The following is a 14415-nucleotide window of genomic DNA, read 5'->3' on the forward strand; positions in this document are numbered from 1 at the left end:
TGGCCGCCGGCCGGCGCTACTCGATACCGAGCTTCTTCAGCTTGTAGCGCAGCGCCCGGAAGGTGATGCCGAGCTGCACCGCGGTCTTGGTCTTGTTGTAGCGGTTGGCCTCGAGGGCCTTCTGGATCGTCTCGCGTTCCATCTGCTCGATCGCATCGGGCAGGGCGGTGCCTTCCGCCGACGTCGGCATCGGCGCGCTGGTGACGGCGCGCAGCGGCACGTCCGCTTCCTGGCCGATCAGGCTGTCGACCTGCGGCAGGTAGAGGTCGGCGACCTCGATGCGCTGGCCGTCGCTGAGCGCGACCGCGCGTTCGAGCACGTTCTCGAGTTCGCGCACGTTGCCGGGGAAGGGGTAGGCGACCAGCGCCGCTTCCGCCTCTTCCGACAGCGCCGGCACCGGGTCGCCGCCGGCCAGGCGCTGCAGGATCGCGGCGGCGATCAGCGGGATGTCCTCGCGCCGCTGGCGCAGCGGCGGCACCTGCAGCTCGATGACGTTGATGCGGTAGTAGAGGTCGTGGCGGAAGCGCCCGTCCTCGATCAGCCGCGCCAGGTTCTTGTGCGTCGCCGACAGGATGCGCACGTCGACCGGGAGTTCGGCCGGCGCGCCGATCGGCCGCACGGTCTTCTCCTGGATCACGCGCAGCAGCTTGACCTGCATGTGCAGCGGCAGCTCGGCGACTTCGTCGAGGAACAGGGTGCCGCCCTGGGCGGCCTGGAACAGGCCGTCCTTGTCGGCGTGGGCGCCGGTGAAGCTGCCCTTGCGGTGGCCGAACAGCTCGCTCTCCATCAGTTCCGACGGAATCGCGCCGCAGTTCACCGGCACGAACGGCCCGGTCGTGCGCGAGCCCTGCTCGTGGATCAGCCGCGCGACCAGTTCCTTGCCGACGCCCGATTCGCCGCTGATGTACACCGGCGCCTGGCTGCGGGCGACGCGGGCGATCGTTTGCCGCAGCGCCTGCATCTTAGGCGACTCGCCGAGCAGGCGGCTGCCGGCCGACGGCGTGGCGCGCCGCTGTTCGTTGAGGTCGAGCGCGTGCTGCACCAGCCGCCGCAGCACCGCCAGGTCGACCGGCTTGGTCACGAAGTCGAAGGCACCGGACTTCAGCGCGCTCACCGCCGCCTCGACATTGCCGTACGCGGTGATCATCGCCACCGGCGTGTCCGGGTAGCGCTGCGCGATGTGCTCGATCAACTGCTGGCCGCTGCCGTCCGGCAGGCGCATGTCGGTGAGGCAGAGGTCGTAGCTGCCGTTGGCGAGCTGCGCACGCGCCGACGCCAGGTCGGCGGCGGTATCGACGCGCAGGCCCATCCGTCCCAGGGTCAGTACCAGCAGTTCGCGGATGTCGCGCTCGTCGTCGACGACGAGGGCGCTGCGGGGGGTGGCCATGCGTGTTCGCGGAATACCTTGGAAGGCGCCCCATACCTTAGCCGAGGCATCCGGATCAGGCCATATTCATGTGTCCCGACGGCGCGTCCTGCACCAGCGTCATGCCCTGCGGGAGCACGATCCGGAAGCAGCTGCCGCCTCCGGGGACCGGTTGATAGCTCAGCGTGCACTGGTTCGCCTCGCACAGCTGCTGGGCGATGTAGAGGCCCAGGCCGGTGCCGTGTTCGCTGGTGGTGAAGAACGGCGTGAAGATCTGGCTGGCCACCGCCGCCGGGATGCCGGGCCCGCGGTCGATGACGTCGAGTTCCGGCGGCGAGCCCGGCGGCGCGGTGCGTACCGCCACCGTCACCCGCGCCGGCTCGCCGGGCATGCGGCCGTAGGTGAGGGCGTTCTGCACCAGGATCGTCAGCACCTGGTGCAGGTGGCGGGGGTCGGCCATCGCCAGCGTGCTGCGCTCGGCGACGGCCTGCAGGATGTCGGTTTCCAGCGGATGGCTGGCGCGGTATTCGTCGACGAAGCGGCGGGCGAACTGGCCGACGTCGATCGTCTCCGGCTGCGACCGCTCGCGCCGGGCCAGGCCGAGGATGTCGCGCACGATGCCGTCCATGCGCTGGCACTGGGTGTGGATGATCTCCAGCAGGCGGCGGTCGGCATCCTGCAGCTCGTTGGCCTCCTCGAGCAGTTGCACCGAGTAGTTGATCGCCGCCAGCGGGTTGCGGATCTCGTGGGCGATGCTCGCCGACAGCCGGCCGAGGGTCGCCAGCGTCAGCTCCTCGGCGCGGTCGGAATACATCCGGCTGTCGTCGAGGAAGATCAGGAACAGGTTGTCGGTCAGGCTCAGCGAGACGAAGCGCGGCAGCACCTCGGGGGCGCCGTCGGCCAGGGTCATGGCCTTGGGGATCTCGCCGCGGCCACGCCGCCAGGCCATCAGGCTGCGGTGCAGGCCGTTGGCGACGTCGGCGAGTTCGCGCCGGTCCGGCGAAGGCTTGCCGAGCAGGGCCCAGGCGGCCTCGTTGCAGACCTTGATCCGGTGTTCGCCGTCGACGACCAGGATCCCCGTCTTCATGCGCCGGATGACGAGTTCGTTGATCTCGGCCTGGCTGGCCAGTTCCTCGCCGCGCTGTTCCGCCAGCGCCTGCGATTCCAGCACCTGCCGGCTGAGCAGCTCGCACAGCACCGCCGTGGCCAGGTAGGTCACCGCGAACATCACCGACTCGGCCAGCGGACGGGCGTTCTCGAGGTCGAAGGTGCGCAGCAGCAGGCTGTCGCCGAGCATCACCAGCGCCGCGGTCAGGGCGAAGCCGATGCCGGCCCGCTGCGGCAGGATCAGCGCACCGGCACCGACGTTGAACAGCAGCAGCAGGGCGATGCCGCCCTGGCTGCCGGTGGTCGTGCCGAGGGTGCCGGCGGCGACCAGGATGTCGATCGCCAGGCCGATCGCCGCCTGGGTCGGCGGCGGCAGCCGGCTGCGGTAGCCGGCGACCAGCAGGGCCACCGCGGCGATCATGTAGAGCACGACCATCCCCTGCAGCAGGGTCGGTTCGCGCAGCCTGACCAGCATCTCGCCGACCGGGCTGAAGGCCACCAGGGCCAGCAGACAGGCCTCGAGCAGGCGGTACAGGGAGAAGAAGTACAGCTCCCGGCGCTGCGGACTGATGGTCTTTTTTCTGGGGGCAGCCGGCATGCCGGAAGTATGCACCGGCGGCCGCGGGTCCGGCCCGGGGGAAGCCGGCGTTTTGCCTTGCCCCGGCGAACCGGCGACAATACCGCCCCCGTTTCGCGACCAAAGGCAGCCGGATGAACTTCCACGAGTACCAGGCCAAGCAGCTTTTCGGCGAGTACGGCATCGCCGTTCCGGCGGGCCGGGTCGCCCGTACGCCCGAAGAGGCGGTCGACGCCGCGAAGGCCATCGGCGGCGATTTCTGGGTCGTGAAGGCGCAGATCCATGCCGGCGGCCGCGGCAAGGCCGGCGGCGTCAAGCTGGCCAAGACCCTCGACGACGTCCGCGCCTACGCCAAGGGCATGCTCGGCACGAAGATGGAGACCTACCAGACCGCCGGCGTCGCGCTGCCGGTCGATTCGGTGCTGGTCACCCAGGCCACCGACATCGCCAAGGAGCTGTACCTGTCGGTGCTGGTCGACCGCGGTACCCGCACGGTCACCTTCATCGCCTCCAGCGACGGCGGCGTCGAGATCGAGAAGACCGCCGTCGAGAATCCCGACGCGATCAAGACCCTGCACGTGAACTTCGTCCAGGGCCTGCAGCCCTACCAGTGCCGCGACCTCGGCTTCGCGCTGGGCCTGAACGCGAAGCAGGTCAACCAGCTGTCGAAGATCATGCTGGGCCTGTACAAGCTGTTCAACGAGAAGGACCTGGCGCTGGTCGAGCTCAACCCGCTGGCGGTCCTCACCGACGGCAGCCTGGCCGTGCTCGACGGCAAGATCAATTCCGACGACAACGCCGCGTTCCGCCACGCGGAACTGACGGCGATGCGCGACATCCGCCAGGAAGACGAGACCGAGGTGCTGGCCAGCCAGCACGACCTCAACTACGTCACGATGGACGGCAACATCGGCTGCATGGTCAACGGTGCCGGCCTGGCGATGGCGACCATGGACGTGATCAAGCTCGAGGGCGGCGAGCCGGCGAACTTCCTCGACGTCGGCGGCGGCGCCACCAAGGAGCGCGTCACCGAGGCCTTCAAGCTGATCCTGCGCTCGCCCGACGTGAAGGCGATCTTCGTCAACATCTTCGGCGGCATCGTCCGCTGCGACATGATCGCCGAGGGCATCATCGCGGCGGTCAAGGAAGTCGACGTCAAGGTGCCGGTGATCGTCCGCCTCGAGGGCACGAACGTCGAGAAGGGCAAGGAACTGCTGAAGAACTCCGGCCTCGCGATCACCCCCGCCGACGACATCAACGACGGCGCGAAGAAGGCCGTCGCCGCCGCCAAGGCCGCCTGACCCAGACCCGCTGTAGGAGCGCCTTCAGGCGCGACAGCAATCGCGCCTGAAGGCGCTCCTACGAATAAGGAAGCGAATACATGTCCGTTCTGATCGACAAGAACACCAAGGTGCTGGTCCAGGGCTTCACCGGCCAGCAGGGCACCTTCCACGCCGAGCAGATGCTCGAGTACGGCACCCAGGTCGTCGGCGGCGTCACCCCGGGCAAGGGCGGCACGACCCACCTCGGCCTGCCGGTCTTCAACACGATGCGCGACGCGGTCGAGGCCACCGGCGCCGACGCCTCGGTGATCTACGTGCCGCCGCCGTTCGCGGCCGACGCGATCCTCGAGGCCGCCGACGCCGGCATCCGCGTCATCGTCTGCATCACCGAAGGCATCCCGGTGCTCGACATGCTGAGGGTCAAGAACGTGCTGGCCGGCTACGACGACGTCGTGCTGGTCGGCCCGAACTGCCCCGGCGTGATCACCCCTGGCGAGTGCAAGATCGGCATCATGCCGGGCCACATCCACATGCCGGGCAAGATCGGCATCGTGTCGCGCTCCGGCACGCTGACCTACGAGGCCGTGAAGCAGACCACCGACGCCGGCCTCGGCCAGTCGACCTGCATCGGCATCGGCGGCGACCCGATCAACGGCACCAACTTCATCGACGCGCTGAAGCTGTTCCAGGACGATCCGCAGACCGAGGGCATCATCATGGTCGGCGAGATCGGCGGTACCGCCGAGGAAGAAGCGGCCGAGTTCATCGCCCACTACGTCACCAAGCCGGTCGTCGGTTTCATCGCCGGTGCCTCCGCGCCGGCCGGCAAGCGCATGGGTCACGCCGGTGCGATCGCTTCCGGCGGGAAGGGCACCGCCGCCGGCAAGTTCGAGGCGCTGGAGAAGGCCGGCGTCACCACGGTGAAGTCGCCGGGCGACCTCGGTCGCGCGATCGCCGAGCGGCTGGCTGCCGCGCGCTGAGCGACGCCCGCCGTCACGCAGCACGGTAAGGGCCGCCTCGCGCGGCCCTTTTCATTTCGCGAAGATGAGTTCCGTGAGAGAAGGATCGGTCATGCAAGCACGCCTGCGCATCGCGATGGCCCAGTTCGACTTCCCGGTCGGCGCCGTGGAGGCGAACGCGCGCCGCATCGCCGCGCTGATCGCCGAAGCCCGCGACGAGCACGGCGCCGACCTGGTGCTGTTCCCGGAACTGGCGCTCAGCGGCTACCCGCCGGAGGACCTGCTGCAGCGTCCGGCCTTCCTCGCCGCCTGCGAGCGTGCGCTGCACGAGGTCGCCGCGGCCTGCACCGGCGGCATCGTCGCGGTGGTGGGCTGGCCGCAGGCCGCCGGGCCGGTGGTCTACAACGCCGCCAGCGTGCTGCGCGACGGCCGGGTCGAAACGACCTACCGCAAGCGCGAGCTGCCGAACTACGCGGTCTTCGACGAACGCCGCTATTTCGCGATCGACCCCGACGGCGGCAGCTGCGTGTTCGCGGTCGGCGGCGTCGAGGTCGGCCTGGTGATCTGCGAGGACCTGTGGTTCGCCGAGCCGCTGGCAGAGACCGCGGCGCTGGGCGCGAAACTCGTCGTCGTGCCGAACGCCTCGCCCTTCGAGGCCGACAAGACCGCCCAGCGCGACACCCTGCTGGCGCAGCGTGTGCAGGAGACCGGCGTCGCGCTGGCCTACCTCAACGTCGTCGGCGGCCAGGACGAGCTGGTGTTCGACGGCAGCAGCGTGCTCGCCGACGGCGACGGCGGCGTGCATCCGGCGGCGGTGGCCTTCGCCGATGCCCTGCTGGTCGCCGACTTCGACCCGGCGACGCGCCGCTTCCAGCGGCACCGCTGGCCGGAAGAAACCGACGAGCGCCGGGAATCGCTGGCCTGGCGCGGCATCGTCCGCGGCATCCGCGACTACTGCGGCAAGAACGGCTTCGACCGCGTGTGGCTCGGGCTGTCCGGCGGCATCGATTCGGCGCTGGTGCTGGCACTGGCCGTCGACGCCCTTGGCGCCGACCGGGTGGCCGCGGTGCGGCTGCCGTCGCGCTACACCTCGGACCTCAGCAACGACCTGGCCGAGGTGCAGGCGCGCAAGCTCGGCGTGCGCCTCGAGACGGTGGCGATCGAGGCGCCGTTCGCCGGCTTCCAGCAGGCGCTGGCGCCGCTGTTCGAGGGGCTGCCGCCCGGCATCGCCGAGGAGAACCTGCAGTCGCGTTCCCGCGGCGCGCTGCTGATGGCGCTGAGCAACCGCTTCGGCGGCCTGTTGCTCACCACCGGCAACAAGAGCGAGTACGCGGTCGGCTACGCGACGATCTACGGCGACATGTGCGGCGGCTACGCGCCGCTCAAGGACCTGTACAAGACCGAGGTGTTCGCGCTCTCGCGCTGGCGCAACACCCGTGGCGACGGTGAGGTGATCCCGGAGGCGGTGATCCACCGGCCGCCGTCGGCCGAATTGCGCGAGAACCAGACCGACCAGGATTCTCTGCCGCCCTACGAGGTGCTCGACGCGATCCTGCTGCGGCACATCGACCACGAGATGTCGGCGGCCGAGATCGTCGACGCCGGCTATCCGGCCGAGACGGTCGAGCGGGTGCTCAAGCTGGTGCGGATCAGCGAGTGGAAGCGGCGGCAGGCGGCGCCGGGGCCGAAGCTTTCGCGCCGCGCCTTCGGGCGCGAGCGTCGCTACCCGATCACCTCCGGCTGGCGCGAGGAGTCGGCCCCGCGGTAGCCGCGGCTACGGATCGGCGATCGGGATCCGATCCGGGAAACCGGGGTTCAGTCGAAGGGGTTCAGTCGAAGGGGTTCAGGCGGTTCAGGAAGTCGAGGCGGTCGAAGAAGCCCTTCTCGGGCCAGCCCGCGTCATTGAGCGCCGGATGCTCCGGGTAGTTGAGCTCGAGCACGCGGCGGGTGTCGGCCGCCAGCTGCTCCTCGCCGAGACCGCGGTAGGCACGCTCCATCAGCGCCAGCGCATCGCCCTCATGGGCGCTCTGCGGGTAGGCCTGCAGGATGTACTTGCCACGGTTGGCGGCGGCCACGAACGCCTCGCGACGCAGGTAGTAGGCGCCGACGTTGAATTCGTGCCGGGCCAGCAGGTTGCGCAGGAAGATCATGCGCTGGCGCGCATCCGGCGCGTAGCGGCTGTTCGGGTAGCGGCGGATGACGTCGGCGAAATCGTTCATCGCCTGGGTCGGACCGGCGAGGTCGCGCGACGACATGTCCTGGCGCAGCAGGCGCAGGATGTTGCTGCCGTTGCGGTCGAAATTGATCAGCGCCTTCAGGTAGTAGGCGTAGTCGATGTGACGGTGCGTCGGATAGGTGCGGATGAAACGGTTCACCGCCGACGTCGCCTCTTCCTGGCGGCCCTGCTTGTACAGCACGTAGGCCAGCTCCAGCTGCGACTGCTCGCTGTAGGGCCCGTACGGGAAGCGCGCGACCAGGCGCTGGAAGTAGCGGCCGGAACGCTCGTAGTTGTGCGAGTTCATCGCACTCTTGGCTTCGCTGTACATCGCCTCGACCGGCAGCGTCTCGGTCGGTTCGGAATCCTGGCGGTCGAACCAGCCCTTGATGGTGGCGCAGCCGGACAGGCTGGCGACCAGCACCAGGGTGAGCAGCAAGCGCAGCGACGCGGAAAGTCGGGTCATCAGTCTTTCGTGGGGGCGCTGCCTGGCAGCGAGTTCGGGGATAATACCGGAAAGCCCGCGGTCGCCTCCAACCGGAAACCGGTCCGGCGCGGCCCCCACGAGACCGCCCATGCCCCGCCAGCCCGACACCGAGATCGATACCGACAACGACAACGACGAGCGCGCGCTGCTGGAGGCGGCGATCCCGCTCGCCGCTGCCGGCCGCCGCTTCGACCAGGTGCTGGCCGAGCTGTTCCCGGACTTCTCGCGTTCACGCCTGACCGCGTGGATCCGCTCCGGCGATGCCCTGCTCGGCGGCCGCGCCGTGAAGCCCAGGGAAGCGGTGCGCGGCGGCGAGGCCGTCACGCTGCTGGCACGCGTCGAGGTCGAGACCGAAGCGCTGCCGGAGGCGATTCCGCTGGCGATCCTGTACGAGGACGACGACGTGATCGTGCTCGACAAGCCGGCCGGGCTGGTCGTGCACCCCGGCGCCGGCAACCCCCGCGGCACCCTCGTCAACGCGCTGCTGCACCACGATGCGCGGCTGGCGTCGCTGCCGCGCGCCGGCATCGTGCACCGGCTCGACAAGGACACGTCGGGGCTGATGGTCGTCGCCCGCAGCGTGCGCGCGCACACCTCCCTGGTGGAACAACTCTCCGGGCGTGCCGTGCACCGCCAGTACCTGGCGGTGGTGCAGGGAACGATGGTCGCCGGCGGCACCGTCGACGCGCCGATCGGCCGCCATCCGACCGACCGCATCCGCATGGCGGTGGTGAAGGAAGGGCAGGGCCGCGATGCGGTGACCCACTACCGGGTGCGCGAGAAGTTCCGCGCCCACACGCTGGTCGAATGCCGCCTCGAGACCGGGCGCACGCACCAGATCCGCGTGCACATGGCGCATGCGCGCAAGCCGATCGTCGGCGATCCGCTGTACGGCGGCTCGTTCCGGCTGCCGAAGGCGGCGACGCCGGAACTGGTCGAGCGCCTGCAGGGGTTCCGCCGCCAGGCCCTGCATGCCGAGAAGCTCACCTTCCTGCATCCGGGCGACGGCACGCCGCGCACGTTCGAGGCGGCGATGCCCGCCGACATGCAGGCGCTGGTCGCCGCCCTGCGCAGCGACACCGCCGCCGCGAAGGCCTGAGCGTGCCGGCGGCCGGCCCCTGGCTCGTCGCCGACTGGCCGGCACCGCCCGGCGTGCAGGGTCTGGCGACGCTGCGCCATGGCGCCGGCGTGTCGCCGCCGCCGTTCGACGACTTCAGTTTCGGCCTGCGCAGCGGCGACGCGCCGGCGAACGTCTTCCGCCACCGCCGCATGCTCGCGGCGCTCGCCGGGCTGCCGTCGCCGCCGCACTGGCTGCAGCAGGTGCACGGCACCGACGTCGTCCGCTTCGAGACCGCGGCGGCGGCCGATACGCCGGCGGAGGCCGAGCCGGTCGCGGATGCGGCCGTGACGTCGACGCCGGGGGTCGTGCTGGCGGTGCTGTCGGCCGACTGCCTGCCGGTGCTGCTTGCCGCCCGCGACGGCAGCGAGGTCGGTGCGGCCCACTGCAGCTGGCGGAATCTCGCAGCCGGCATGATCGAGGCGACGCTGGCGGCGATGCGGACGCCGGCGACCGAACTGCTCGCCTGGCTCGGCCCGGCCGCCGGCCCGCGGGCCTACGAGGTCGGCGCCGATGTGTACGCCGCCTTCGTCGAACCGGATGCCGGCGCCGCCACCGCCTTCGTGCCGACCCGGCCGGGGCACTGGCTCGTCGACCTGTATGCGCTGGCCCGGCGCCGGCTGGCGGCCGCCGGGGTCCCCGCCGTCCATGGTGGCGACCGCTGCACGATCAGCGAGCCGGAGCGTTTCCATTCCTTCCGCCGCGACGGCCGCAGTGGCCGTCTCGCCAGCCTGGTCTGGATCGATCCGCGCTGAGGCGAGCGCCGCGGCCTAGAGCTGGTCGGCGGCGCCGGTGAGTTCCTGCTCGAAGCCGTCGGCGGTGGCCAGGCAGATCCGGATCGCCTCCGCCAGCTGCGCATCGGTCGCGTTCGCCGACACCTGCACGACGAAGACACCGTACTGGCCCTGGCGCACCCAGCCGCCGAGCTTCTGCAGGTTGGCGTGCTCGAGCATGCGGTTGGCGATGTCGACCGGGATCTCGTTGCCCTGGGCCACGTAGCCGTAGGACCAGATCTCGCGCACGCGGTGGCGGCCGTAGCTCTCCACCGGCGAGCGGATCCAGCCGAGCTGGGTGCGACCGTTGCGGGTCTCGAACAGCACCTGGAAGTCGTTGTCGCCGTCGATCTCGTAATCGATGCCGAGCCGGTCGAGCTGGGCGCGTACCTGCGGATCGGCACTTGACGCATTCGGCGCGTTGCCGGCGATCGGCGTGCCGCCGGCCGGTGCCCGCGGGCGTTCGACCGGGACGTCGGCGGGCGTCGACGGCGGTGCCGGGCTGGCGACGTCGCCCCCGCCGGACGTGCCGCCGGCCAGCAGCGCCTGCGCTTCTTCCTTCCCCTTCGAATACACGTACCAGCCGATGCCGCCGGCGGCGAGCACCAGCACGGCGACGACGGCGAGGATGCCGCCGATGATCAGGCCGGTGCTCGGCCCGGATTTCGCCGGCGGCCGCACCTGCGTGCGCACCGGCGTATAGGCCGGCTGCGGCGGGTAATGCGGCTGCGGGCTGGACTGCGGCGAGTGCGGCGGCGGCGTCGGATGGCGCGGCGGCGGGGTCGGGTGGCGTGGGGCCGGCGCCGGGGTCGGCGGTCGCTGCCCGGGCATCGGCGTGGGCTGCCGCGCACCCGGCACCGGCGTCGGCATCACCGCGGTCGCGGCGGCGGCCATCGGCCGCGGCGTCGGCACCGGCGGCAGGCTGTTGAGCAGGGACTCGGCGGCATTGGCGAGCGCGTTGCCGGTGGCGAAGCGCTGCGACGGGATCTTCGCCAGCATCATGTCGAGCAGCGGCTGCACCTGCGCATGTTCCGGCGGCAGCGCCGGCAGCGCCGAGGTCATGTGCTGCATGCCGATCGCCCAGCCGTCGGTACCGGTATAGGGAAGCTGGCCGGTCAGCAGCTGGTACAGCACGACGCCGAGGCTGTAGAGGTCGGTGCGTCCGTCGAGCGGTTCGCCGCGCCACTGCTCCGGGCTCATGTACTGCGGCGTGCCGAGGGTCGAGCCCTCCATGGTCAGCGCGCTGGTCGCCTCGCGGACACGGGCGATGCCGAAGTCGGCCAGCAGGTAGTCGCCGTCGGCGCCGCGCAGGATGTTCTCCGGCTTGATGTCGCGGTGGATCACGCCCTGGGAATGCGCATGATCGAGGGCGCGGGCGATGTCGCGGATCACCTTCAGCACCTCGCGCCGGGCCATCCGCCCGGCCTCCTCGGCGACCGCGCCGCCGGGCACGTACTCCATCGCCAGCCACGGCCGGTTCTCCTCGGTCACGCCGAGGTCGTAGACCATCAGGATGTTGCGGTGGCGCAGGCTGGCGACGACCCGGCCCTCGCGCAGGAAACGCTCGGCATAGCCGGGGTCGCGGGCGAGGTCGGCCGACATCACCTTCAGCGCGACCTCGCGGCCGAGCGAATCCTGGGTGGCGTGGTAGACCACCGCCATGCCGCCCTGGCCGAGCACGCGCAGCAGCGTGTAGCCCGAGATCCTGGGCGTTTCCGGTTGGCTCATTCCTGTGTCCCCTGGGGCCGGCTGTTTCGGGCGGTTCATCGTGCCGTCGCGGCGACCGCCGCGCAATGACCGCAGGCGGTTGAATCGAAGCCACCGGGCCCGCATTCACGGGGCATCGGGGCACCCGCCCCCCACGCCTTCCGGAGTCTCCCCCATGCGCATGGACAAGCTGACCTCGCGGTTCCAGCAGGCCCTGAGCGACGCCCAGTCGCTCGCGGTCGGCCGCGACCACAACCTGATCGAACCGGTGCACCTGCTGGTCGCCCTGCTGGACCAGCAGGGCGGCAGCACCCGGCCGCTGCTGGCCCAGGCCGGCGTCAACGTGACCGCGCTGCGCCAGCGCCTCGGCGAGGCGCTCGAGCGGCTGCCGAAGGTCAGCGGCCAGGAGGGCAACCTCTCGGTCGGCAACGACCTGTCGCGGCTGCTGAACCTGACGGACAAGCTGGCCCAGCAGCGCGGCGATGCCTTCATCGCCAGCGAACTGTTCGTGCTCGCGGCGCTCGACGACAAGGGTGCGGCCGGCGAGGCCCTGCGCGCCGCCGGCGCCCGCCGCGACGCGCTGGAGACGGCGATCGACGGCCTGCGCGGCGGCGAGAAGGTCGCCGACGCCAATGCGGAGGAGAACCGCCAGGCGCTGGAGAAGTACACGATCGACCTGACCGCACGCGCCGAGTCCGGCAAGCTCGACCCGGTCATCGGCCGCGACGAGGAGATCCGCCGCACCGTGCAGGTGCTGCAGCGGCGCACGAAGAACAACCCGGTGCTGATCGGCGAGCCCGGCGTCGGCAAGACCGCGATCGTCGAAGGGCTCGCCCAGCGCATCGTCAACGGCGAGGTGCCCGAAGGCCTGCGCGGCAAGCGCGTGCTGAGCCTGGACATGGGCGCGCTGATCGCCGGCGCCAAGTACCGCGGCGAGTTCGAGGAGCGCCTGAAGGCGGTGCTCAATGACCTGTCGAAGCAGGAAGGCAACGTCATCCTGTTCATCGACGAGCTGCACACCATGGTCGGCGCCGGCAAGGCCGAGGGCGCGATGGACGCCGGCAACATGCTCAAGCCGGCGCTGGCGCGCGGCGAGCTGCACTGCATCGGCGCGACCACGCTCGACGAGTACCGCAAGTACGTCGAGAAGGACGCCGCGCTCGAGCGCCGCTTCCAGAAGGTCTTCGTCGGCGAGCCGAGCGTCGAGGACACGATCGCGATCCTGCGCGGCCTGAAGGAGCGCTACGCGGTGCACCACGGCGTCGAGATCACCGACCCGGCGATCGTCGCCGCGGCGACGCTCAGCCACCGCTACATCGCCGACCGCCAGCTTCCCGACAAGGCGATCGACCTGATGGACGAGGCGGCGTCGCGCATCCGCATGGAGATCGACAGCAAGCCCGAGGAGATGGACCGCAAGGAACGCCGGCTGATCCAGCTCAAGATCCAGCGCGAGGCGCTGAAGAAGGAGAAGGACAAGGAGTCGAAGCAGCGCCTGGCCGACCTGGAATCGGAGATCGACGCGCTCGAGCGCGAGTACAACGACCTCGAGGAGATCTGGAAGGCCGAGAAGGCCACGCTCACCGGCGCCACGAAGATCAAGGAGCAGATCGAGGCGGCGCGGCTCGAGCTGGAGGCCGCGCATCGCCGCCAGGACTTCGCGAAGGCGAGCGAACTGCAGTACGGCCGCATCCCCGAGCTGGAGCGGCAGCTGCAGTCGGCGCAGGAAGTCGAGCAGAAGGGCTTCCGCCTGCTGCAGGACCGGGTCACCGCCGAGGAGATCGCCGAGGTCGTGTCGCGCTGGACCGGCATCCCGGTCAGCAAGATGCTCGAAGGCGAGCGCGAGAAGCTGCTGAAGATGGAGGATGCGCTGCACGCGCGCGTGATCGGCCAGGCGGAGGCGGTGAAGGCGGTGTCGGATGCGATCCGCCGCTCGCGCGCCGGCCTCAGCGACCCGGACCGTCCGAACGGCTCGTTCCTGTTCCTCGGCCCGACCGGCGTCGGCAAGACCGAGCTGTGCAAGGCGCTCGCCGCGTTCCTGTTCGACACCGAGGACGCGATGGTGCGCATCGACATGAGCGAGTTCATGGAGAAGCACAGCGTCGCGCGGCTGATCGGCGCGCCGCCGGGCTACGTCGGCTACGAGGAGGGCGGCTACCTGACGGAAGCTGTGCGCCGCCGGCCGTACAGCGTGCTGCTGCTCGACGAGGTCGAGAAGGCGCATCCGGACGTGTTCAACATCCTGCTGCAGGTGCTCGACGACGGCCGCCTGACCGACGGCCAGGGCCGCACGGTCGACTTCCGCAACACCGTGATCGTGATGACGTCGAACCTCGGCAGCCAGCACATCCAGGAGCTGAGCGGCGAGGGCGATGCCGCCTACGTGCAGATGAAGGCGGCGGTGATGGGGGTCGTGCAGGCGCACTTCCGCCCGGAGTTCATCAACCGCCTCGACGAGATCGTCGTCTTCCACCCGCTGGGCCGCGAGCAGATCGGCGCGATCGCCCGTATCCAGACGCAGTACCTGGCGAAGCGGCTCGCCGAGCGGCAGATCACGCTGGAAATCGACGACGCCGCGATCGCGGTGCTCGGCGAGGTCGGCTTCGATCCGGTCTACGGCGCGCGACCGCTGAAGCGGGCGATCCAGCAGCAGGTCGAGAACCCGCTGGCGCAGAAGATCCTCGCCGGCGAATTCGTCGCCGGCGACAGCGTGCGTGTCACGGCCGAAGGCGGTTCGCTGGTGTTCCGCAAGGGGTGAGGCGCGGCCCGGCCGGCGCGGCAGGGCCGGGCGCGCGACCCGCCCCGGTTCACCGGCGAAGCCTCC

General features: G+C 70.5%; 10 protein-coding genes. 6 read left to right on the plus strand and 4 right to left on the minus strand.

All coding sequences use genetic code 11. The features are described from left to right. Window positions 1-16: 16 nt before the first annotated feature. On the minus strand, window positions 17-1387 hold the full coding sequence (locus tag K311_RS0105840) for a sigma-54-dependent transcriptional regulator (protein WP_026816538.1): 1371 nt from the start codon (window positions 1385-1387) through the stop codon (window positions 17-19). A 55-nt stretch (window positions 1388-1442) separates the two neighbouring features. Continuing rightward, window positions 1443-3071, minus strand: a complete 1629-nt coding sequence (locus K311_RS15605; protein ID WP_051239585.1) for a sensor histidine kinase — start codon at window positions 3069-3071, stop codon at window positions 1443-1445. Between the two features lie 113 nt (window positions 3072-3184). Here K311_RS15605 and sucC point away from each other — a divergent pair, with 113 nt between their 5' ends. The 3 genes from sucC to K311_RS0105860 all read left to right on the plus strand — a co-directional run bounded on the left by sucC (window position 3185) and on the right by K311_RS0105860 (window position 7060). Then, complete coding sequence (sucC, locus tag K311_RS0105850; protein WP_026816539.1) at window positions 3185-4351, plus strand: ADP-forming succinate--CoA ligase subunit beta; 1167 nt, start codon at window positions 3185-3187, stop codon at window positions 4349-4351. Window positions 4352-4431: 80 nt separating this feature from the next. Further along, window positions 4432-5313 carry a succinate--CoA ligase subunit alpha gene (gene sucD / locus K311_RS0105855; RefSeq protein ID WP_026816540.1) on the plus strand — a complete coding sequence of 294 codons (882 nt, stop codon included), beginning with the start codon at window positions 4432-4434 and terminating at the stop codon, window positions 5311-5313. Between the two features lie 91 nt (window positions 5314-5404). Then, window positions 5405-7060 (plus strand): NAD+ synthase, encoded by a 1656-nt coding sequence (locus tag K311_RS0105860; protein ID WP_026816541.1) that lies wholly within the window; start codon window positions 5405-5407, stop codon window positions 7058-7060. Window positions 7061-7121: 61 nt separating this feature from the next. Here the strand turns inward: K311_RS0105860 and K311_RS15610 are convergent, their stop codons facing one another. After that, on the minus strand, window positions 7122-7973 hold the full coding sequence (locus K311_RS15610; RefSeq protein WP_051239587.1) for an outer membrane protein assembly factor BamD: 852 nt from the start codon (window positions 7971-7973) through the stop codon (window positions 7122-7124). A 109-nt stretch (window positions 7974-8082) separates the two neighbouring features. Between K311_RS15610 and rluD the strand changes: the two genes are divergently transcribed. Both rluD and pgeF read left to right on the plus strand, forming a co-directional pair. Next, window positions 8083-9093 (plus strand): 23S rRNA pseudouridine(1911/1915/1917) synthase RluD, encoded by a 1011-nt coding sequence (gene rluD, locus K311_RS0105870; protein ID WP_051239589.1) that lies wholly within the window; start codon window positions 8083-8085, stop codon window positions 9091-9093. A gap of 2 nt (window positions 9094-9095) precedes the next feature. Further along, entirely contained in the window at window positions 9096-9866 is a 771-nt protein-coding gene (pgeF, locus tag K311_RS0105875) for a peptidoglycan editing factor PgeF (protein ID WP_026816543.1), read from the plus strand. Between the two features lie 15 nt (window positions 9867-9881). Here the strand turns inward: pgeF and K311_RS15615 are convergent, their stop codons facing one another. Next, window positions 9882-11612 (minus strand): serine/threonine-protein kinase, encoded by a 1731-nt coding sequence (locus tag K311_RS15615; RefSeq protein WP_026816544.1) that lies wholly within the window; start codon window positions 11610-11612, stop codon window positions 9882-9884. Between the two features lie 154 nt (window positions 11613-11766). Between K311_RS15615 and clpB the strand changes: the two genes are divergently transcribed. After that, window positions 11767-14349: an ATP-dependent chaperone ClpB gene (gene clpB, locus K311_RS0105885; protein WP_026816545.1), complete on the plus strand. Its 2583-nt coding sequence runs from the start codon at window positions 11767-11769 to the stop codon at window positions 14347-14349. The last annotated feature ends 66 nt before the right edge of the window (window positions 14350-14415 follow it).

This window comes from Arenimonas composti TR7-09 = DSM 18010, from assembly GCF_000426365.1.
Taxonomy (GTDB): Bacteria; Pseudomonadota; Gammaproteobacteria; order Xanthomonadales; family Xanthomonadaceae; genus Arenimonas; species Arenimonas composti.